At 69.1% G+C, this 19,951-nt stretch carries 19 protein-coding genes; 11 read left to right on the top strand and 8 right to left on the bottom strand.

What is annotated here, in order from left to right; translation table 11 throughout:
* Positions 1 to 21: 21 nt before the first annotated feature.
* The 3 genes from ACIA1L_RS01975 to bioB all read right to left on the bottom strand — a co-directional run bounded on the left by ACIA1L_RS01975 (position 22) and on the right by bioB (position 1,830).
* Entirely contained in the window at positions 22 to 546 is a 525-nt protein-coding gene (locus tag ACIA1L_RS01975) for a GNAT family N-acetyltransferase (RefSeq protein ID WP_396070987.1), read from the bottom strand.
* Positions 547 to 649: 103 nt separating this feature from the next.
* Positions 650 to 838: a hypothetical protein gene (locus ACIA1L_RS01970; protein WP_396070479.1), complete on the bottom strand. Its 189-nt coding sequence runs from the start codon at positions 836 to 838 to the stop codon at positions 650 to 652.
* Entirely contained in the window at positions 835 to 1,830 is a 996-nt protein-coding gene (gene bioB, locus ACIA1L_RS01965; protein WP_396070477.1) for a biotin synthase BioB, read from the bottom strand. The genes ACIA1L_RS01970 and bioB overlap by 4 nt, the downstream gene beginning before the upstream one ends.
* A 97-nt stretch (positions 1,831 to 1,927) precedes the next feature.
* On the opposite strand from bioB, the gene ACIA1L_RS01960 reads away from it, so the two are divergent.
* The 3 genes from ACIA1L_RS01960 (at position 1,928) to ACIA1L_RS01950 (ending at position 5,587) form a co-directional block, all read left to right on the top strand.
* Positions 1,928 to 3,064: an 8-amino-7-oxononanoate synthase gene (locus ACIA1L_RS01960; RefSeq protein WP_396070475.1), complete on the top strand. Its 1,137-nt coding sequence runs from the start codon at positions 1,928 to 1,930 to the stop codon at positions 3,062 to 3,064.
* A 413-nt stretch (positions 3,065 to 3,477) separates the two neighbouring features.
* Positions 3,478 to 4,254, top strand: coding sequence for a dethiobiotin synthase (gene bioD, locus ACIA1L_RS01955; protein WP_396070986.1), 777 nt, complete (start codon positions 3,478 to 3,480; stop codon positions 4,252 to 4,254).
* A gap of 55 nt (positions 4,255 to 4,309) precedes the next feature.
* Positions 4,310 to 5,587 (top strand): hemolysin family protein, encoded by a 1,278-nt coding sequence (locus ACIA1L_RS01950; protein ID WP_396070474.1) that lies wholly within the window; start codon positions 4,310 to 4,312, stop codon positions 5,585 to 5,587.
* Here the strand turns inward: ACIA1L_RS01950 and ACIA1L_RS01945 are convergent.
* Entirely contained in the window at positions 5,544 to 6,227 is a 684-nt protein-coding gene (locus ACIA1L_RS01945; RefSeq protein WP_396070473.1) for an HAD family hydrolase, read from the bottom strand. The genes ACIA1L_RS01950 and ACIA1L_RS01945 overlap by 44 nt on opposite strands.
* A gap of 411 nt (positions 6,228 to 6,638) precedes the next feature.
* On the opposite strand from ACIA1L_RS01945, the gene ACIA1L_RS01940 reads away from it, so the two are divergent.
* Positions 6,639 to 7,490 (top strand): GntR family transcriptional regulator, encoded by an 852-nt coding sequence (locus ACIA1L_RS01940; RefSeq protein ID WP_396070472.1) that lies wholly within the window; start codon positions 6,639 to 6,641, stop codon positions 7,488 to 7,490.
* Positions 7,487 to 8,536: a UTRA domain-containing protein gene (locus ACIA1L_RS01935; protein ID WP_396070470.1), complete on the top strand. Its 1,050-nt coding sequence runs from the start codon at positions 7,487 to 7,489 to the stop codon at positions 8,534 to 8,536. The genes ACIA1L_RS01940 and ACIA1L_RS01935 overlap by 4 nt, the downstream gene beginning before the upstream one ends.
* Here the strand turns inward: ACIA1L_RS01935 and ACIA1L_RS01930 are convergent, their stop codons facing one another.
* From ACIA1L_RS01930 to ACIA1L_RS01920, 3 genes are read right to left on the bottom strand one after another with little or no spacing between them, the layout of a single operon-like run.
* Positions 8,537 to 10,099 (bottom strand): cation:proton antiporter, encoded by a 1,563-nt coding sequence (locus tag ACIA1L_RS01930; protein ID WP_396070468.1) that lies wholly within the window; start codon positions 10,097 to 10,099, stop codon positions 8,537 to 8,539.
* 9 nt (positions 10,100 to 10,108) lie between these two features.
* Positions 10,109 to 12,466 carry a glycoside hydrolase family 65 protein gene (locus ACIA1L_RS01925; RefSeq protein ID WP_396070467.1) on the bottom strand — a complete coding sequence of 786 codons (2,358 nt, stop codon included), beginning with the start codon at positions 12,464 to 12,466 and terminating at the stop codon, positions 10,109 to 10,111.
* A complete protein-coding gene (locus tag ACIA1L_RS01920) occupies positions 12,459 to 13,598 on the bottom strand; it encodes a PfkB family carbohydrate kinase (RefSeq protein WP_396070466.1) in 1,140 nt (379 codons plus the stop codon). Before ACIA1L_RS01920 ends, ACIA1L_RS01925 begins: the two co-directional genes overlap by 8 nt.
* Positions 13,599 to 13,784: 186 nt before the next feature.
* On the opposite strand from ACIA1L_RS01920, the gene ACIA1L_RS01915 reads away from it, so the two are divergent.
* The 4 genes from ACIA1L_RS01915 to ACIA1L_RS01900 all read left to right on the top strand — a co-directional run bounded on the left by ACIA1L_RS01915 (position 13,785) and on the right by ACIA1L_RS01900 (position 16,484).
* Positions 13,785 to 14,363: a GAF domain-containing protein gene (locus tag ACIA1L_RS01915; protein WP_396070465.1), complete on the top strand. Its 579-nt coding sequence runs from the start codon at positions 13,785 to 13,787 to the stop codon at positions 14,361 to 14,363.
* 117 nt (positions 14,364 to 14,480) lie between these two features.
* Positions 14,481 to 15,137 (top strand): HAD family hydrolase, encoded by a 657-nt coding sequence (locus ACIA1L_RS01910; protein WP_396070464.1) that lies wholly within the window; start codon positions 14,481 to 14,483, stop codon positions 15,135 to 15,137.
* A 97-nt stretch (positions 15,138 to 15,234) separates the two neighbouring features.
* Positions 15,235 to 16,122 (top strand): diacylglycerol/lipid kinase family protein, encoded by an 888-nt coding sequence (locus tag ACIA1L_RS01905; RefSeq protein WP_396070462.1) that lies wholly within the window; start codon positions 15,235 to 15,237, stop codon positions 16,120 to 16,122.
* Between the two features lie 125 nt (positions 16,123 to 16,247).
* Entirely contained in the window at positions 16,248 to 16,484 is a 237-nt protein-coding gene (locus tag ACIA1L_RS01900; protein WP_396070460.1) for a hypothetical protein, read from the top strand.
* Between the two features lie 137 nt (positions 16,485 to 16,621).
* Here ACIA1L_RS01900 and ACIA1L_RS01895 read toward each other — a convergent pair whose 3' ends face one another.
* Positions 16,622 to 17,746 carry an MBL fold metallo-hydrolase gene (locus ACIA1L_RS01895; RefSeq protein WP_396070458.1) on the bottom strand — a complete coding sequence of 375 codons (1,125 nt, stop codon included), beginning with the start codon at positions 17,744 to 17,746 and terminating at the stop codon, positions 16,622 to 16,624.
* A gap of 162 nt (positions 17,747 to 17,908) precedes the next feature.
* Between ACIA1L_RS01895 and ACIA1L_RS01890 the strand changes: the two genes are divergently transcribed.
* Positions 17,909 to 18,427: a hypothetical protein gene (locus ACIA1L_RS01890; RefSeq protein ID WP_396070985.1), complete on the top strand. Its 519-nt coding sequence runs from the start codon at positions 17,909 to 17,911 to the stop codon at positions 18,425 to 18,427.
* A 35-nt stretch (positions 18,428 to 18,462) separates the two neighbouring features.
* Entirely contained in the window at positions 18,463 to 19,947 is a 1,485-nt protein-coding gene (locus tag ACIA1L_RS01885; protein ID WP_396070457.1) for a deoxyguanosinetriphosphate triphosphohydrolase family protein, read from the top strand.
* The last annotated feature ends 4 nt before the right edge of the window (positions 19,948 to 19,951 follow it).

Genomic DNA, 19,951 nt, shown 5'->3' with positions numbered 1-19,951 from the left:
CGGCGCCGACTGGGGCCGGGTTCAGTGCCGGATCAGTTCGGCGGCCAGCAGGTCCATGAGCAGGCCGTCGTGCCACGTGCCGTCGGCGCTGCGTTCGTACTGGCGCATAACACCGACCGGCCGAAATCCGACCTTGGTGTAACACCGAATCGCGGGGGTGTTGTCGGCCGCCGGGTCGATCACCAGCCGGTGGAAGCCCTCCTGGTCGACCAGGTGCACGGCCAGCGTTCGCACGGCGTCCTCCCCGACGCCGCGGCCGTGCACCGCCGGGTCGAGAAAGATGTCCATGTTGGCGTGCCGGTATTCCGGGTCTTCCTCGGCCGCCCACTGGATGGCCCCGACCACCCGGCCGTCGAGCACCACCGCGAGATAGCGCAACTCCTTGTCGGCGATCGCCTCGCGAATCTCCGCGGCAAAGTCGTCGCCCCGCCACCGGGCGACGACTTCCGGCGTGCTCCGCACCGCGACCAACGCCGGCACGTCCTGCTCCATGGCTGGCCGCAGCGTGACCACCTTGCCGCGCAGCTCTAGAAAAGCACCAGGCACAGCGTCATCCGCATTCACCGACCCGGCAGCTTCCGAAACACCGGACGCAGCGTCCTCGAAGAAGCCGGGCGCGGCGCCGTCCACCGACCCGGACGGCGCGCTGTCAGGAATGTCGGGTGCCATGTTCCACGCAGGTGGCGGTCCAGCCGGTCGGTACGACTTGGACTTTCATGCGGCGGCGGCAGTCCGGGCAGTAGCGCGGCGGTTCCAGCTCACGAGCGGCGGCGCAGGCGCGGTGGTCGCCCTCCGCAGCCGCCGCACCACACCGGTCGCACCACACGAGGACCGTCACAGGGTTGCCGACAGCGCCTTGACGGGCATCTTGAGCTCCTGGAGCAGCTCGATGTCCGAGGTGGCCGGCCGGCCCAGCGTGGTCAGGTAGTTGCCGACGATCACCGCGTTGATCCCGCCCAGCAGACCTTCCTTGGTGCCCAGGTCGCCGAGGGTGATCTCGCGGCCGCCGGCGTACCGAAGGATGGTCTTGGGCATCGCCAGGCGGAAGGCGGCGATGGCCCGCAGCGCGTCCTTGCCCTCCACGACCGGGCGGTCACCGAGCGGGGTGCCCGGGCGGGGGTTGAGGAAGTTCAGCGGGACCTCGTGCGGATCGAGCGAGGCGAGCTGCGCCGCGAACTCGGCGCGCTGTTCGATGGTCTCGCCCAGGCCGAGGATGCCGCCGCAGCAGACCTCCATGCCGGAGTCGCGGACCATGTTGAGCGTGCTCCAGCGCTCCTCCCACGAGTGGGTGGTGACCACGTTGGGGAAGTAGGACTTGCAGGTCTCGAGGTTGTGGTTGTAGCGGTGCACGCCCATCTCGACCAGCTCGTCGACCTGCTCCTGGCTGAGCATGCCCAGGCTGGCCGCGACCTGGATGTCCACGGCTTCCTTGATGGCCGCGACGCCGTCGCGCATCTGCGCCATCAGCCGCTTGTCCGGCCCGCGCACGGCGGCGACGATGCAGAACTCCGTGGCGCCGGTGGCGGCAGTCTGCTTGGCCGCCTCCACCAGGGAGGGAATGTCCAACCACACCGAGCGAACGGGTGAGGTGAAAAGACCGGACTGCGAGCAGAAGTGGCAGTCCTCGGGGCAGCCGCCGGTCTTCAGGGACACGATGCCCTCGACCTCGACCTCCGGACCGCACCACTTCATCCGCACGTCGTGGGCGAGCTGCAGCAGCTCCGGCAGGTCCTCGTCCGGTAGGCGCAGCACCTCCAAGATGCTCGCCTCATCGAGCCCGACACCGTCAGCAAGCACCTGGGCCCGGGCCCGGTCGAGGATCTCTGGCATGCCCGTACCCTACAAGGCATTGCGCCACCGGGGGATCCCGGTGGGAAGTGATAGTTTCCCCGGCGAAACGGTCGGATCGGTGATTGCGAGGACACGCGTGACGGGCTGGTCGGAGGCGCTGGAGCGCCAGGCCCACGCGCGGGCGAAGGCCGGGCTCACCCGCACACTGCGGCCGCGCGCAGCCGGCGACACCGTCATCGACCTGGCCGGCAACGACTACCTCGGCCTCGCCGTCCACCCCGCGGTGGTTGCCGCGGCCAGCGCAGCCCTGCACGCGTACGGGCTGGGCGCCACCGGTTCGCGCCTCGTCCGCGGCTCGACGACAGAACACGCCGACCTCGAGTCGGATCTTGCACACTGGCTGGGTTTTCCCCGGGCGCTCGTCTATTCGTCGGGCTTCCTCGCCAACCTCGGGGCGGTCCGCGCCCTGGCCGAGCCCGGCACGCTGCTGGTCTCGGACCGCTACAACCACGCGTCCCTGATCGACGGTTGCAAGGCCTCCGGCGCCGACGTGGTCGTGGCCCCGCACGCCGACCCGGCAGGCCTCGCCGAGATCCTGGCCGCCCATCCCGGGCGCCGCACCGTCTTCATCACCGAGTCGGTCTTCTCCGTCGACGGCGACCTCGCCCCGCTCGCCGAGCTGCACGACGTGACAGCCGCCCACAGCGCACTGATGCTGGTCGACGACGCACACGCCCTCGGCCTGCTCGGTCCCGAAGGCGCCGGCGGCGTGGCCGCGGCAGGCCTCGCCGGCGCCCCCGACATCGTGGTCACCGCGACCCTGTCCAAGTCCCTGGGCGGCGCGGGCGGCGTGGTCGCCGGCCCCGAGCCGCTGATCCGGCACCTGGTCGACACCGGTCGCACCTTCATCTACGACACGGCACCGCCCCCGGCTGTCGTCGCCGGAGTCCGGGCCGCCCTGCGGATCACCCGCAGCGCCGACGACCGGCGCGCAAGGCTGCAAGACCGGGCCGATCTGACCGTACGCCGATTGCGTGCGGCCGGGTTCGAGATCTCGGCACCGGCGGCCGGTGTGCTGTCGGTCCTGGCCCCCGGCCCGGAGGCGGCGCTGGCCTGGGCGGCCGACTGCCGGGACCGCGGCATCGCGGTGGGCTGCTTCCGCCCGCCGTCCACACCGGATGGATCGTCCCGGCTCCGGCTGACCCTGAACGCGGGCATCACGGCGGAAGACTTCGACCGTGCCCTCGACGTGATCGTGGAGTGCGCCCCATGACGACCGGCGACCAGACCGCACCGCCCCAATCCCCCGAACCGCCCGCACCGTTCCCCACCGTGCCGGACACTCCCGCGCCCCTCGATCCCGCGCCTCTCACCCCCGCGCCTGTTTCGCCAGTGCCACTCGCGCCTTCGCCCGTCCCGCCATCGCCCGCGCCACCGACACCGGCGCCCATCTCCCCTGCGCCGCCATCGCCCGCGCCACCGACACCGGCGCCCATCTCGCCCGCGCCGCCATCGCCCGCGCCACCGACACCGGCGCCCATCTCGCCCGCGCCGCCATCGCCCGCGCCGCTCACGCCGGGCCCGGGTGTGCCGGGTTTGCCCGAAGCGCCGGTGTCGCCCGGGGTAGGGCCGGCGGATCCGGCCGACGCCGACATTGCCACGCTCACCACTGCGGTGCCCGAGGCGATCGACCCGACCCCCGAAGCCCGGCCCGCGCCGACGCAGCCTGGCGAGTGGCGCGGCATCGTGCTCATCACCGGCACCGACACCGACGTGGGCAAGACCATCGTCACGGCTGCCATCGCCGCGGCTGCGCAGGCGGCAGGGCTGCGGGTGGCCGTGGTCAAGCCCGGGCAGACCGGCATCGCCGACGGTGGCCCCACCGATATCGACCGGGTCGTCCAGCTCGCCGCCCCGCACACCACGCGGACACTCGCCTCCTACCCCGAGCCGCTGGCGCCGCTGCCCGCGGCCCGGATCGCCGGGATGGCGCCGCTGGAGCTCTACGAGGTGGTCGACGCCGTGCGCGCCGAATCCGCCAAACACGACCTCGTGCTGGTCGAGGGCGCGGGGGGCCTGCTCGTGCCGATGGGCGTACGACCCTCGGGAGAGGCGTGGACGCTGGCCGACCTCGCCACCACGCTGGGCGTGCAGACGATCGTGGTGGCCCGCGCCGGGCTGGGCACCCTCAACCACACGGCTCTGACGCTGGAGGCTCTGGAGCGCCGCGGCGTACCCGCCAAGGTCGTCCTCGGCGCCTGGCCCGCCGAACCCGAGCTGGTGCACTGGGCCAACCTGACTGAACTGGTCCCACACCTGGTCGGCGCCCTGCCGGACGGCGCGGGCCGGATGGAACCCGGCGTCTTCCAACGTTCAGCGCCCGGCTGGCTCACCCCCGCGCTGTACGGCGTCCTCGACGACTGGCGCGTCTGGGCGGACGAGGCAGCCGAACCCCCGGCATAGTGCCTCGTTCGTCGCTAGCGTGTGGGTTTCGTGATCCGTACGCGGAGGAGCTGTCGTGGATGGCATCGGCGGGCAGCTCGTGCTCGTGCTTGTGCTCGTAGGAATCAACGCGGTCTTCTCCGGCAGCGAGATGGCGCTGGTGTCGCTGCGGGACAGCCAGATACACAAGCTGGAGCGCACGTCCCGGTCCGGGCCGGTGCTGGCCCGCCTGACCCGCGACCCGAACCGCTTCCTGGCGACGATCCAGATCGGCATCACCCTGGCCGGCTTCCTCGCCTCCGCGGCGGCCGCCGTGTCCCTCTCCCAGCCCCTGATCGAGCCCCTCGGCTTCCTCGGCGCGGCCGCCCAGCCCACCGCGATCGTCCTGGTCACGATCGCGCTGACCTTCGTCACCCTGGTGGTCGGCGAGCTCGCGCCGAAACGGATCGCGATGCAGCGTACGGAAGGATGGGCTTTGTTGGTCGCCCGCCCGCTGGACCTACTCTCGACGGTCTCCCGACCGGCGGTCTGGTTGTTGAGCGCGGCCACCAACGTCATCGTCCGCCTCGCCGGCGGCGACCCCCGCGCCCAACGCGAAGAGGTCACCACCGAGGAGATCCGCGACATGGTCGCCGCCCAGCAGGACTTCTCGGTCGAACAGCGCACCATCATCTCCGGCGCCTTCGAAATCGCCGACCGCATCCTCCGCGAAATCCTGGTCCCCCGCCGCGACGTCGTCTCGCTGGCGACCGGCCTGCGCTGCCCCGAAGCCCTCGACCAGCTCATCGCCGGCGGCCACACCCGAGCCCCCGTCGTCGGCCCGGCCGGCCTGGACGACGTCATCGGCGTCGTCCACCTCCGCGACCTGGTCAGCGCCACCGGCCCGGTCGACGCGGTGGCCCGACCCGGCCTGTTCCTGCCGGAAACCCTGCGCGTCTCCGACGCCCTCCGCCAGATGCGCGGCGACCGGCAACAGCTGGCGATGGTGGTCGACGAGCGGGGAGCCATCGACGGCATCGTCACCATGGAAGATCTGGTCGAGGAGATCGTCGGCGAGATCTACGACGAAACCGACCGCGATGTGCAACAGGTCGTCAAGGAACCGGACGGCGGGCTGCTGATGCCCGGCTCCTTCCCGATCCACGACCTGCCTGATATCGGCTTCGACGGCAGCCAGAGCGACGAGGGTGACTACACGACGATCGCGGGCATGGTGTTGGCAGTGCTCGGCCACATCCCGACGGCGCCGGGTGAGGTGGTGACGCTGCCGCAGTTCACGGCCGAGGTGGTGGAGGTGACGGGGCGGGCGATCACGCGGGTCCGGCTGCGCGCCCTTCCGCACAACGAAGATTGAACGCTGCTACCTCATCCGGCAGCTGAGCGAGAGATGCGATGCGCAGCGTCGCCAATCGGTCCACCTCCGGGTCGTCGCGCTGGATCGTTGCCCACGGGCCGCGCAAGATCAATGCCGTCAGGAAACCCGCTGTGACGGCCGGCCTGATGTCGTTGTCAAGACGATCCCCCACATAGACAATCTCGTGCGGAGCGAACGGAGCTTCCTGCGCCAGCGCTGCGAAAAAGCCCGGATCCGGCTTCGCCACGCCCCAGTCGTCCGAGGTGGCGATCAGGTCGGCGGGCAGACCGAGCGCACGCAGAATGCCGCCCGCTCGCACGGTCTGATTGCCAGCAATCCCCACCCAGAGCCCCGCTTCCCGAAGCGCGGTCAACGACGGACGCACGTCCGGATACAGATCGTCCTCGCCAAACCACTCAGGCCGGCCAGCCGCCGCCCGCTTCTCCCGCTCCTGCGTCAGGTCGAACCCGGGCTGGAAGACCTGGAAGGTCTCCCGATAGTCCTGGCCGCGGGCGATAACTGCGCCGAACACCGCCGAAAAGGTATGCCGAGGCACGCCGAGCCAGTCCGCCCAGGTGCTGTACTCCCGCGTTTCGTCGACCAGGCATTCGCCGACGTCGAAGACCACCGCACGAATCACGACCTCGACCCTACGATGTCATGCACCATCGACTGTCGACGGACTGGTCGAGTCGCCTCGGCTCAGTGGTATGCCCCACTCCCGCAAGACGTCGTGGACGTCGCCCGGGTGGCATTCGAGAGCAACGAACTGACCCTGGCCCCACTCCGATATCTCCGATATGTCGAGGCTGGCATCGCCGAACCGCACTCCAATCTCTGCGTCGGCAGGCAGGGACGAGAGCTTCTTGAGCAGGTCATCTCGCTTCATCTGGCGGCAACCCTTCTCGACGCACTTCGCTGATTCGAACCTAACAACTGATATGCATGCAGGTCAATAATCCATTGGGGCGTCGCCGGCGACCCAAATGAGGGCAAGTCCTGTTAGGTCATTGATATGCTTCGCCGACACAGCTGAGCAGGAGGGTGTCGGATGAGTTCGCAGCCTCGCCTGACCAGGCCGGAGCCACTGCACCAACAGATCGCCCGGAAGCTTCGCAATGACATCGCGGCAGGAGTGCTGGCTGACGGCGCGGTACTGCCAGCAACACGCGATCTTGCAGTCCAGTACGGAGTCAGCGTCTTCACCGTCAGCGAAGCGATGAAGCTGCTCGCCGCAGACGGCCTGATCCGCAGTGAGGCGCGATCACGGCGCACCGTCACCGCATCCGATCAGATGCGCCGAAGCGAGATCAAAGCGCGCATGCCCCAGGTGCTGCTGATCGGCGGATACGCCGGGAGCGGGAAGACCGAACTCGGTCGGATCATAGCCAAGGAAACCGGATGGCCCATCCTGGACAAAGACACCTTGACCCGGCCCGTCGTCGAGGCAGCCCTCCAGATCCTCGGGCAGTCACCCAACGACAGAGAATCCCCGACCTACCTGGAGCAGGTTCGGCCACGGGAGTACGAGGCTCTTCACGCCGCCGCAGTCGAGAATGTGGAATGCGGAAACAGTGCCATCGTCACGGCGCCGTTTCTGCGGGAGTTCGCACATCAAGCCTGGCTGAGTCGTACGCTCGCCCGCTTCGCTGATCTGGGAGCGATGACGACGCTCGTCTGGGTCTACTGTGACCTAGCCTCGATGCACACGTACCTGCGGCAGCGGGGAGCCGCTCGGGACGCAGCGAAACTCGCCGACTGGAAGTCCTACACGGCGGCAGTTGATCTGGAGCTCCGACCCTCCGGCCGGCACTACGTTATCGACAACTGCACCTCCAGCGAACCACTCACGGATCAGGCGAAGCACCTTCTCAAGGTGGTGCTGGACGGAGACTCGGAATGAGCCGTGGTGTGATCCTGTACGGACCGCCAGCCTCGGGTAAGGACACCGTGACTGCCGCGTTGCGTACGCTCGACCCGACTTTCACCTTGTTTGCGCGGCTCAAGGCGGGCCCGGGTCGTACCCATGGCTATCGCATGATCGATGACTCCGAGCTCGAGCGAATCCGCCACAGCGGCGAAATCATTTGGGCAAATGAGCGCTATGGCGCCACCTATGTCGTGGACCGCGGGGCTCTCGCCGATTCGCTCGTCCGCGGAGTCCCCGTCCTGCATCTCGGTCAAGTCGAGGCGATCGCCGAAGTGCTAGCGGCAACGCCGGGCACTCGCTGGACGACGGTGTCGCTGCGCTGTCCGCGGGAGGTCGGCGAGGCACGGATCGCCGCCCGGGCCACCGGCGATCTTCCTGCCCGGATGATCGCCTGGGACCGCACCGAACCGCTGCCGAATGCGGACCTCGTCATCGACACCGCCCTGACCACACCGGGAGAAGCAGCACGCCTCATCTTTGCCGCCGTGAGTAGGACGCATTCGAGCGACTCGAACCGCTACACCCAGCCACAACCCACTGACGCCTGGGCTGCCGAGGCTGCGGCGCAGGGAAAGGTCGGCACTCAGCGGCTCCTCGTTGTCGAAACCGTCCCGGCGTCGGATGAGGTGCGAACTGCCCTTCGGATTTCCGCCGGCGCCCACGTCGTGGTCCGGCGCCGGCTGATTCTGGCCGACGAGAAACCGGTCGAGGTTGCTGCCTCGTTCTATCCGGCCAGCATCGCGGCGGGCACTCCCCTGGCGGAGAACAAGAAGATCCGGGGCGGCGCAGTCCGGATTTTGGCGGATGTGGGTTTGCCGCTCGAGGAATCGATCGAGCGGGTCACCGCGGAACGGCCCACCGCCGAGGACGTCGTCGTCCTGAATATAGCCGCGGATGAGCCGCTGATCGTTATCCGCCGGGTGAGTGCTCCGCAAGGCCGGGAACCCGTTGAGTACGCCGTCAATCGCATGGTCAGCAGCCGGGTGACCCCGCTCGAATACCGCATGCGCACCGACTGATCAGCGGGGGTCCGTCGGGGCGGTGTGCCGGGCAGCCTGACGCAGGTCGATGTCTTCGATCATTTCGCGGGCCAGTTCCTCGGTGATGACCCGGTCCCGTACCGCGCGGCCCAGAGCCAGCCGTTGGGCTTCGAAGGCGGCGTCGATGTCGGCGTCTTTCGTCGGCCGGACCGTCACCTCGGCAACGATTTTGCGGGCTCGGGCGCGCATCTCGTCTTCCTCGGCGCGTTCGGCAGCGAGGTTGAACTTGAGGCGTTTGGCGAGCCAGCCGATCGTGGTGCCCTGAATGAGCAGGGTGCCGAGGGTGACGATCAGGGCGATCGCCTGGATGGCGTTGCGGCCGGGGAACGGGTCGCCGGACGTGGTGTGGGTGGGCACGGCGGCTGCCGCCACCAATGTCAGAATGCCGCGCATGCCGGTCCAGCCGACGAGGACGGTTTCCTTCATGGTCGGCGGCGGCAGGGGTTCGCCGCCGCGGCGGCGGGCCATGTGCTCCGCACGGCCTTGCCGGAACCGCGGGTCGCGGGCGGCGCGGCGTTCGATCATGCGGCTCTTGACCGTCCACCGCCCGAACAGTCCCAGCACCGCCACCAGCCGAAAAACCATGGCGGCGAGCAAAAGCACACCCGCGGCGATCAGCGTACGCGTCAGATCAGGGTCTTCTGCCTCGGCGAGTTCCCCGACGACGAAGCGGAGCTGCAGTCCGATGTACGCGAAGACGAACGTCTCGAGGAGGAAATCGACGACCCGCCACACCTGTTCCTCTTGCAGGCGCGTCCGGTAGAGGCCGGGGTACTGGTGCTTCGGGTCCAGCGTAAGGTTGATGCTCATCGAGAACGCCGCGGTGACCACGGCGACGATTCCCGAGGCGTGCACCTCCTCGGCGGCGAGGAATGCGGTGAACGGCAGGAGCAGCGACAGCGAAGTTTCCAGCGTCGGGTTGCGCAGGTTGCGGCGGATCAGCAGCCCGGCCACGGCGAAGAGGGCACCGATTCCCATGCCGATCGACGCCGTACGCAGCAGTTCCAGGATGCCGCCGGACCAGGTGGCTTCCACCCCGTTGACGGCGGCGACCGCGATGCTGAACAGGGTGAGCGCGGTCGCGTCGTTCACCAGGCTCTCGCCGGTGAGGATCGAGGTGGCCCGCTTCGGCAGGCCGATCTCGGCACCGTGCGAGACCGTGGTGATGGTGTCCGGCGGCGCCAGCACCGAGCCCAGCACGAACGCCGCAGCCAGACCGATCGACGGCAGCAGCAGCGTGGAAAGCCACCCGAGCACGGCAGCACTCAGCACTACCAGGGCGACGCCGAGCGTCACGATGGCGCGCAGATTCGCACCGAAGCTGGACAATGAGGCCGCCCGGGTCGCCGAGTAGAGCAGGGGCGGGATCACCACCGCGAGGATCAGATGGCTGTCCAGCTCGAGGCGCGGCACCCCGGGAATGAACGATGCTCCGGCGGCGAGCACGACGATGACCCACCCGGGCTCGATCCGGTGGCGCCGGGCGACTGCGGTGACCGCGATGCCGACCCCGACGATGAGAAGTAGCTGAACACCATTCACCGCCTCACCCTAGAACTCTGAAGATCCACTCACACTCGCGCCAGCTCCTTCGGTGCCTGCCTTTACCTTCCGCTCCGCATTCCTGCGCTCCGGCGGTCGGGGTGTCGGCGGTGCGGATTGAGTCGCTCCTGGCTCCAGCGGCAGGGTGATCGTCTCCCCCGCCAGCACGGTCAGCTCTTTGCCGTGGTGGGTGAAGGTCAGATCCGAGCCGGTTACCGCGTACGTGACGTCGGCCGGCGTGACGACGACTCGGATCGTGCTCGCACGCCACCGCAGGCTGAAGCGTAACCGCGGCAGGCTGTCCGGCAGCTGAGGGGCGAACGCCAGGTGCCCGCCGTGGTCGCGCAGCCCGCCGAAGCCTTGCACCAACGCGATCCACGCACCGGCGCACGCGGCGATGTGCAGGCCGTCGCCGCTGGCCTCGCCACCGGAGCGCAAGTCCAGGAGCGCCGCCTCGGCCAGGTAGTCGTGGGCCAGGTCGAGATGGCCGGTCTCCGCGGCCAGCACCGCCTGCGCCGGGGCGGACAGCGACGAGTCCCGCACCGTACGCGCCTCGTAGTACTCGAAGTTGCGCCGCTTCTCCTCGGCGCTGAAGGCGTCACCGCGCAGCAGCATAGCCAGCACCAGGTCGGCCTGCTTCACCACCTGCCGGCGGTAGAGGTCGAGGTACGGGAAGTGGAGCATCAGCGGGTAGTCGTCCTCCTTGGTGTCCTCGAAGTCCCACTCCTGCAGGCGGGTGAAGCCGCTGTGTTGCTCGTGCACTCCGCGGCGGGACGCATACGGAAGGAAGAGCCGCCGCGCCGCCGTCCGCCACGCGCTGATCTCGTCGGCGGTGACCCCGGCGACACCGAGCCGTTCCGCGACGTCGGCCGCGCCGTGCAGGTTGAGCTGGGCCATCAGGTTGGTGAAGATGTTGTCGTCGACCAGGGCGGTGTACTCGTCCGGGCCGGTCACCCCGTCGATGTGGTGCACTCCCTCGTCGTCGGCGTGCGTGACCCGGCACCACAGCCGCGCGGTCTCCACCAGGATCTCCGCACCCGCCTCACGCAGGAACTCCTCGTCGCCGGTGGCCGTGACATAGCGCAGGACCGCGGCGGCAATGTCCGCGTTGACGTGCAGCGCAGCGGTCCCGGCCGGCCAATAGCCCGAACATTCCGCGCCGCTGATCGTGCGCCACGGATAGGCAGCCCCGGCGAGCCGCAACTCCCGGGCACGCTCCCGCGCGGCATCCAACGTCGCATGCCGCCAGCGCAGAGCAAGACCCACACAAGCCGGATGCGTGTACGTCAGGACGGGCAGCACGAAAGTCTCCGTGTCCCACAACACGTGGCCGTCATACCCGTTCCCGGTCAGCCCTTTGGCGGCGATCGGGTGTGGCCCCGCCTGGGCGCCCGCCTGCAACACGTGGAACAGAGAGAAGCGCACCCCCTGCTGCACCTCGGGATCGCCGTCCAGCTCGACATCCGCCGTCTCCCAGAACTCGTCGAGATAGTCCCGCTGCCGCCTCAGCAGCTCGTCGAAGCCCCACCGTACGGCCTCATCCCGAGCGGACAGCGAGTTATCCACAGGGGACTCCGAACCCCAGCAGTACGCGAGAAACTTGTCCAGGCGCAGGGGTGCGCCGGGCTCGACGGTGGCACTCACCACGGCCCGAATCCGATCCGGTTCAGCTGAGGTGGAGACAGGAGGACCGACATGAGCCACAGCGGACGCAACCTCGATTCCGCTGCGCCGGGTGCGATGCCACAGCACGTCGGTCGAATGCGACAGCGACCGCAGCGGCGCTTGCAGTGTCGCCGAGGCGCGGGGATCGTCGCGCTGATCCGGCTGTTCCTCGTTGGCAACCAGGTCCGACTCGATCCGGATCCGCACCGGGCGGTCGAGCGCAGCCACCTCGTAGCGGATCGCCGCCACCGCCGGGTGGGGAAAGGAGACCACGCGAATACTGCGAACCCGAACGGCCGCCCCCGACGCCGACACCCACTCCACGTCCCGGGTCAGCGTGCCGGCCCGCAGGTCGAGGCAGCGCTCATGGCGGCGCAGCGTCCCGGTGCGCACATCGAAGCGCTCGCCGTCCACAAACAGCGCGATCGGCTTGCCGTTGGGCGCGTCCACCACGGTTTCCGTCTGCTCCGGAAAGCCGTATCCCGCTTCCGGATAGACCAGGTCGCGCTGCTCATACAGCGAATTCAAATAGGTGCCGGGCATCCCGCACGGCCCCTCGTCCAGGTTTCCCCGCAGGCCGATGTGGCCGTTTGCCAAGGCAAAGACCGACTCCCGTTGGCGCAGCACCGACGTGCTCAGCGCGTCCCCCGACAGCGAGGTTTCCCGAACGACCCACGGCTCAGCCGGCCCCAGCTCACTCACCGGCGGTCCCTCGCGCCCGCTGGCGGTCAACGACGGAGCCGTCCTGTGCCGGTCCGGCTTGCTCGAGCTCCTGCACCCGCTTATGCACATCGTCCATTCGCAGATTGGGTCTTCCGCTCGGATGGCCTACCGTGGCACCGGCCGCGGCCACCGCCCACTGCGCCGCGGTCCTGCAGTCGTCGCCGCGCAACAGGGCCATCGTCAAGGCCGCGGTGAAAGCGTCCCCGCCACCGGTCGTGTCGACCACAGGCTCGTCGCTCAGGGGCAGCCACACCTGCCCGCCGCTAGCGTGTTCGGCAGTCAGGGGCAGCAACTCCTGCCCATCGCTAGCGTGCTCGGCAGTCAGGGGCAGCAACTCCTGCCCATCGCTAGCGTGCTCGGCGGGCAACGGCAGCAACTCCTGCCCATCGCTAGCGTGCTCGGCGGCGAGCCCACGCTGGGCTTGGTCGGCGTTGCGCCAGACGAAGAGGTTGCCGTCGCCCGTGCCGAGGGCGACAAGGCGCGGACCTTTGGCAAGCAGGGTTCGCGCGCTTTCCACTGTCGGCGGGCCGCCCAGCAACAACTCCGCCTCTTGATCGTCTGCGCGCAGCACGTCGGCCACAGCCAGCAATTCGTCTCGGCACTCATCCGGCATGCCGTCGAGGACGACCAGCCGGCCCGCGTCGTGTCCGATCCGGGCGGCTGCCAACGCGGCAGCGGCCGGTTGCTGCAACTGCACCAGTACCGCGTCTGCGCTCGCTAGCACGTCCTTGACGGCGAGCACGTCGGCTTCGGTGAGCAACACCGCAGAAGGCAGATGCTGGACGTACCGCCACGTGCCAGCAGGCTCCAGCAGCTCCACGATCAGGCCGGTGAGGGTGTCGCGCCGCCGAACCACTGCGGAGACGTCCACCCCGTCCTGGCGGGCCTGGGCGAGCAGCACGTCGCCGATGACGTCGTCGCCGGCCACCGCCACCAGCCGGGGCCGTACGCCCAACTGGGCGAGCGCCACGGCTTGGTTGGCGCCCTTCCCGCCCAATTGTTCCCGCCGTGCGCCGGCGTCACCGGCGGTTCCGACTGCGGGGACGGCATCGACGGACAGGACGAGATCGCGCGCGAGTTGCCCCACGACGGCCGCTACCGGAGTACTCATTGCGATCTAGTACCCGACAGTTTGTGCGACATTCCCCCGTACGGCGCTCGGTGAAGGTGATTCATGGCGGTTGACCATTGCGGGCGCCCCGGGGCTCCTCACTAGGCTCACAGTGACCACGAGCGATCAATGGACGACTATGAGCGATCAAGACGACGATGAGCGATCAGGCCTGAGGGGTACCCGATGACAAACAGCAGCCCGGTGTCCGGCGGCGCGTACGAATACCTGGACAACGTCAGCCCCGAGGAGCAACGCCGACTCGATGCCGTCCGGCGTTACCGCCTGGTCGACCAGCCGGTCGAGGACGCCTACGACCGGATCGCCTTCGTGGCGGGCGCCATCTTCGACACGCCGATCGCCACCGTTTCGCTGGTGGAACGGGATCGGGTGTGGCTGGCGGCCTGTCAGGGCCTCTCCGGTGTCCGCGAGGTGGGCAAGGAGCCGGGCCTGTGCGCGTCGGTCATCGCCCAGGACGACGTCTACGTGATCAACAACGCGGCGGTCGATCCGCGTACGCTGGAACATCCGCTGGTCCGCGGCGATTTGGGCCTGCGCTTCTACGCCGCGGCGCCGATCCGCACCCATGACGGCTACCGGCTGGGCACGGTCAATGTGATCGACAACCGGCCTCGCGAGGCGACCCAGCGCCAACTGCAGGCTTTGGAACACCTGGCATCGATGGTCTCGGACGAGCTGGAGCTGCGCCTGATGGTGATCCGCAGCGCGGCCGCCGAACAACGGATGCGCGACACGGTGTCCTGAACAGCGGGGCTAGCCGGAATGGTCCATGAGAGCGGGGCTAGCTGGAATGGTCCACGAGCACCTGGCATCTGGCGGCGTGCGGTCGGTCAGGCGAAGGCCCTGACATAGGGTCACGCCATGATCCGTGGCGTACTGTTCGATGTCGGCGAATGCCTGGTGGACGAGACGCGCGCATGGGGCGCCTGGGCCGATTGGCTTGGCGTCCCGCGGCACACCTTCTCGGCCGTATTCGGGGCGGTGATTGCTCGCGGCGAGGATTTCCGCGAGACCTTTCAGGTCTTCCGACCCGGTTTCGACTGGGTGCAGGAGCGGGAGAAGCGGGCCGCGGCCGGTCACGCCGAGTGGTTCGGCGAAGAAAACCTCTATCCCGACGTACGGCCGGCGCTCGGCACGCTGCAGGAGGCCGGGCTCTGGGTCGGGATCGCCGGCAATCAGACCGTGCGTTCCGGTGGCATCCTGCGCTCCCTTGACCTGCCCACCGACCTGATCGCCACATCGGACGACCTCGGCGTCGCCAAGCCCGACCCCGGCTTCTTCGCCGCCGTGGTCGCGCAGACACCCTTCGCACCCCACGAGATTCTGTATGTGGGCGACCGGCTCGACAACGACATCCGGCCGGCTGCCGAGGCGGGTCTTCGGACGGCACTGATCGTGCGCGGGCCGTGGGCGATCATCCAACGACACGACCCCGAGGCGGACCGCTTACCCACCATGCGCATCGATTCACTCACCGAGCTTCCCGAGCGGATCGCGGCGGCTACTCCGCGTCGGTGAGCGCCGTCTGCATGCTGGCTGGCCTGTTCAGCGGGCAGGCTTGGGAAATCGGCGGTGTGGGTATCGGCCGGGCATGCGGACTCCCCGGAGAGTGGCTGTGGTCGCTCATCAGCGCAAGAACCTCGGTGGTGGGCTCGACGAGTTGCGCCGCCGCATCACTGATGAGGGCGTGGACGAGCTTTTCTGGTACCAGGTGCCGAAGAGCAAGAAGGCGCCCAAGCAGGTGCGGCGGGCGCTGAAGGAGAAGCCAGACCTCCTGATCGTGTGGGGTGGGGACGGCATGGTGCAGCGCACCCTGGACACCATCGCTGGGGGCAAGCGGGGCGGGAAGGTTCCGGTCGGGATCATTCCTGCGGGTACGGCGAACATGCTCGCCAGCAATCTCGGAGTTCCCGACGACATGGCCGGGGCGGTGCGGATCGCCTTCCACGGGCGGCGGCATGCGCTGGACCTCGGCGTACTCAATGGTGAGCATTTTGCCGTCATGGCCGGGATCGGGTTCGACGGGGCGATGATCCAGGACGCCGACGGCAAGCTGAAGGATCGGCTAGGCAAGCTTTCGTACGTGTACACCGGCCTGCGCCACATCGACGACCCGGCACCGAAGGCACGGATCACAGTGGACGGTACGCCGTGGTTCTCCGACGATGCGACGTGTGTGCTGGTGGGCAACGTCAGCATGATCACCGGCGGGATCACCGCGTTCGACGACGCGAAGCCGGATGACGGGTGGCTGGATGTCGGGGTGGCTACGGCGCGGGGTGCGGTGCAGTGGGCGCGAACGATGGGGCGGATGGCGGCAGGGCGGTCTGCGGACTCACCGTTCGTGCACATGACGCGGGCCCGGCAGATCGACGTGAAGCTCGAGGAACCGCTCATGTACGAGCTGGACGGCGGGGCTCGCGAGGCGGTGAAACGGATCCGGGTCGAGGTGGCTCCGGCTGCTGTCAAGGTTTGTGTGCCACGGCAGCGATCGGATAGCTGACACTTCGGTCCGTACCCTGAATAGCTTTTTATGGTGTTTTAGCGCTCTCAATCCTCTGGTATCGGACAGTCGGCGCCCCCACACTGGGTCCGTCCGGCACCGCTACGCCTCTCCAGGGGGTTCGCATGACGTTCCACCAGAGTTCCGCAGTGAGCGTCGCCACGGTGATGACCGCCGTCACCGTGATTGTCATCGGTTATCGGGTCGGGCGGGCCCACGCGGCCTGGCGAGACTTTCGCGCAGCGAAGCGCGAAGTCCCCGCCCGGCGCAAGATCGCCTGGGGCCACACCCGGCCATTGGTCCTAGGCGCCGCATTCGTCCTGGCCACCTTGTTCGTCGCCGCCTACGACGCCGGACGATAGGGGTGCGTTCTGCCGATCACGGCGTCGCCGAGCCGTAAGGCATGTCCATCAGCAACGTGGCTCCGACTCGGCAGGGAGCCACGCCCCGGAAGGTGACCCCGGGAATGCCCGGCAAGGCGTTCCCGGGGTCATCCCGCTCAGAGCTGCTGCCACCAGCCGTCGACGGCGGGCGGGTTGTCGACGTCGACGCGTTCGCCCGGCCGGGGCACCGCCAGCTTTACGCCGCGGGCCTTGGCTTCGGCCCAGGCCCGGTCCGCGGGCTCGGCCCAGTCGTGCAGGGCGAGGTTGAACGTGGCCCAGTGCACCGGAATCATCAGTCCGGCCTGGACATCCACGTGCGTGGCGACGCCGTCCTCCGGGGTCATGTGGATGTCGGGCCAGGCGTCACCGTACGCGCCGATCTGCACCAGGCTGGCGTCGAACGGCCCGTGCTGCTCGCCGATCCGGGCGAAGCCCGGGAAGTAACCGGTGTCGCCGGAGTAGAAGACCTTGCGGTTCGGCCCCGCGATCACCCATGAAGCCCACAGCGTTTCGTCGCGGGAGAAGCCGCGCCCGGAGAAGTGCCGGGCCGGGGTGGCGACGAACTCGATGCCGGCGACCGTGGCGCGCTCGTCCCAGTCCAGCTCGACGATCCGGGTGGCGGGCACGCCCCACCGCTCCAGGTGGGCGCCGATGCCCAGCGGCACCAGGAACGGGGCGGCCTGCAGGTCGACCAGCGTGCGGACCGTCTCCATGTCGAGGTGGTCGTAGTGGTCGTGGGAGATCAGCACCGCGTCGAGCGGCGGCAGCTCGCGCAGTGGCACCGGCGGCTCATGCAGGCGCTTGGGGCCCTGCAGCCGGGACGGCGAGCAGCGGTCGCTCCAGACCGGGTCGACCAGGACCCGGCGACCCTCGAGCTCGATCATCGCTGACGAGTGGCCGTACCAGGTGACGTAGAGGCCGTCGCCGCCCGTTTCGGGAGTGCGCACCGGGATGGGCCGGGCCGGATAGCGGTGCTCGCGGCCGGTCAGGGCCGCCGCCAGCAGGCGCGGCATCGAGGCGACCGCCACCTGGGCGGCGGGCACCGAGTTGCGGAACTTGCCGTCGGCGAACTGCGGGGAGCGGTCGTAACGGGCACCCCGGACGCCGTCCGCGCGGGCGCCGATCCTGCGGGAGCCCATCTGCAGGGGAATGTCCCGGGCGGCCCACACCGCGGCCGCGCCCAGAGCCAGGGCGATCCATGCCCCTTTGTGCCCGCGACGCCCGTCTGCCTGCTTCGCCATGCGCCGTGCCTCCTGCAGTCGGTGAACAATCCCGGCAGCCCAGTCTGACGCTGTCCGTACCGTGGCCGCCACCGGACGGCGGGTTTGTGCCACACTGCCGCCGTGACGATCAACACTCTCCAGGAACAACAGCAGCTCATCGTGCGTCAGCGCGTCCGGCTGATGGTCAACCAGTACGAGGTCTGCGCCGCGAACCCGGACGGTTCCGAGGGCGCGCTGCTCGCCTTCGCCCAGCAGAAGCGGATGGCGTTCAAGGAGCAGGTCACGATCTACTCCGACGACACCAAGACCACCCCGGTGTTGGGCTTCAAGGCGCGTCAGGTGCTCGACCTGGGTGCCACGTACGACGTCACGGACGCGTCCGGCAGCAACATTGGCCTGTTCCGCAAGAACTTCAAGGAATCGCTGCTGCGGTCGACCTGGCACCTCGAGCAGCCCGGCCACGGCGACATGGTGGGCCGCGAGACGAACCTCGCCGTGGCTATCCTGCGCCGGTTCGTCGACGCGCTGTCCTGGCTGCCGTACCACTTCGACTTCGTGCTGGGCGACCGTACGGCCTTCTCGGTGGTCAAGAAGTGGGGCCTGCGCGACCGGTACGTGGTCACCATCCACGACCCGCAGGTCGACCGCCGCCTGGTCGTGGCCATGGCGGTCGCCCTCGACGCGTTGCAGGCGCGCTGACCGGCGAGGATCCGTCGTGTAATAGCGTCGGGCGCATGGAAGATCTCCGCGCCCGGCGCTTGTTCGGTGACGGCCTGGTCGCGCCCGGCGACCTGGCGGCCAGCCCGTTCCGGGTGGACCGGGACCGAATCGTCAGCTCGCCGTTCTTTGCCCGGCTCGCCGGCGTCACCCAGGTGATCAGCCCGGGCGGCGCGGGCCTGCTCGTGCACAACCGGCTCACGCACAGCCTCAAAGTCGCCTCGGTCGGCCGGGCCATCGCGGAACGGCTGATCCGCGATTACGGCGACCTGCTCGACAAACTCGGCGGCTGCGACCCGGACGTGGTGGAGGCCGCTGCCCTCGCCCACGACCTCGGCCACCCGCCGTTCGGACACCTCGGCGAGCGCGTCCTCGACAACCTGGCCCGCCAGCGGCTCCGGCTGCGCGACGGCTTCGAGGGCAACGCCCAGTCGTACCGGATCGTGACCAGCACGGAAATTCGCGGGCAGACGACGCTGGGGCTCAACCTGACGGCGGCCACCCGCGCGGCGATCCTCAAATACCCGTGGACCCGCCGCACCCATCCGCTGCCGCACCCCCGGCTGTTGGACCCGCCGCCGCGCGGTGCCGCCGCTCCCCCGGACGACCCGGACGGCGGGTCGCTGAAGTTCGGGGCGTACTCGACCGAGGTCGAGGACATGACGCAGGCGCGGGCGCCGTTCAACGACCGGGTCGCCTACTGGCAGCAGACGCCCGAAGCCTCGGTGATGGACACGGCCGACGACATCGCGTACGCGATCCACGACCTGGAGGATGTGCACCGGGTCGGCGTCCTGCAGCAGGGTGCAGTGGCCGCGGAGCTCATGGCCTGGCAGCGGAAGTCGCTGCGGGACATCCCGGACGAGGAGCTGATCGTGCGGCGCCCGGGCGGCTCGATCGAGGCCCTGCGCCGCCAGCTGCACCGCAAGGACGGCTGGGTGGCCGACGACGACGCGTTCGCCGCGGCGGTCGAGCAGGTCCGCGCCGAACTGGTCGACGGCCTGCTCAGCGCACCCTTCAACGGCTCCCTCGAAGCGGAAGCACAGGTCGCGGCGTTCTCGGCGACCTGGACCCGACGGCTGGTCGAGTCGATCACCGTGACCGAAACCCCGGCTGTGCGATCCGGGCACGTGCTGCTGGCTCCCGCGCAGTGGCACGAGGTGCAGGTCCTCAAGTTCGTCCAGAACCGGTTCGTGCTGGCCCGGCCCGACCTGGCCCTGCACCAACGCGGCCAGGCCCGGCTGCTCAGCTCGCTGGTCAGTGCCCTGCTCGACTGGCTAGCCGACCCCGACGAAGCGGAACGACTCCCGCGCCGGCTCCGCGACCTGGTCGAACTGGCCGAGCTGGAGCTGCCGGACGGCACGCCGGACGCGCTGACCCGCGCACGCGGCCGCGCGGTCATCGACTTCGTGGCGGCGCTCACCGACAGCCAGGCCGTGGCGCTGATGGAGGCGCTGTCCGGGCGTACCCGTCAGCTCTGGACCGACGCTTTCGTACTGTAGAGCC

Source organism: Actinoplanes sp. NPDC051859, assembly GCF_044452725.1.
GTDB lineage: Bacteria > Actinomycetota > Actinomycetes > Mycobacteriales > Micromonosporaceae > Actinoplanes.
This window is presented reverse-complemented; position numbering and strand designations above follow the sequence as displayed.

Bases quoted from the DNA above. Each gene is read 5' to 3' on its own strand.
- ACIA1L_RS01940 (WP_396070472.1), top strand. From the start codon at position 6,639: ATGAGTTCGCAGCCTCGCCTGACCAGGCCGGAGCCACTGCACCAACAG.
- ACIA1L_RS01935 (WP_396070470.1), top strand. From the start codon at position 7,487: ATGAGCCGTGGTGTGATCCTGTACGGACCGCCAGCCTCGGGTAAGGAC.
- ACIA1L_RS01910 (WP_396070464.1), top strand. From the start codon at position 14,481: ATGATCCGTGGCGTACTGTTCGATGTCGGCGAATGCCTGGTGGACGAG.
- bioB (WP_396070477.1), bottom strand. From the start codon at position 1,830: ATGCCAGAGATCCTCGACCGGGCCCGGGCCCAGGTGCTTGCTGACGGT.
- ACIA1L_RS01915 (WP_396070465.1), top strand. From the start codon at position 13,785: ATGACAAACAGCAGCCCGGTGTCCGGCGGCGCGTACGAATACCTGGAC.
- ACIA1L_RS01885 (WP_396070457.1), top strand. From the start codon at position 18,463: ATGGAAGATCTCCGCGCCCGGCGCTTGTTCGGTGACGGCCTGGTCGCG.
- ACIA1L_RS01900 (WP_396070460.1), top strand. From the start codon at position 16,248: ATGACGTTCCACCAGAGTTCCGCAGTGAGCGTCGCCACGGTGATGACC.
- ACIA1L_RS01890 (WP_396070985.1), top strand. From the start codon at position 17,909: ATGGTCAACCAGTACGAGGTCTGCGCCGCGAACCCGGACGGTTCCGAG.
- ACIA1L_RS01920 (WP_396070466.1), bottom strand. From the start codon at position 13,598: ATGAGTACTCCGGTAGCGGCCGTCGTGGGGCAACTCGCGCGCGATCTC.
- ACIA1L_RS01895 (WP_396070458.1), bottom strand. From the start codon at position 17,746: ATGGCGAAGCAGGCAGACGGGCGTCGCGGGCACAAAGGGGCATGGATC.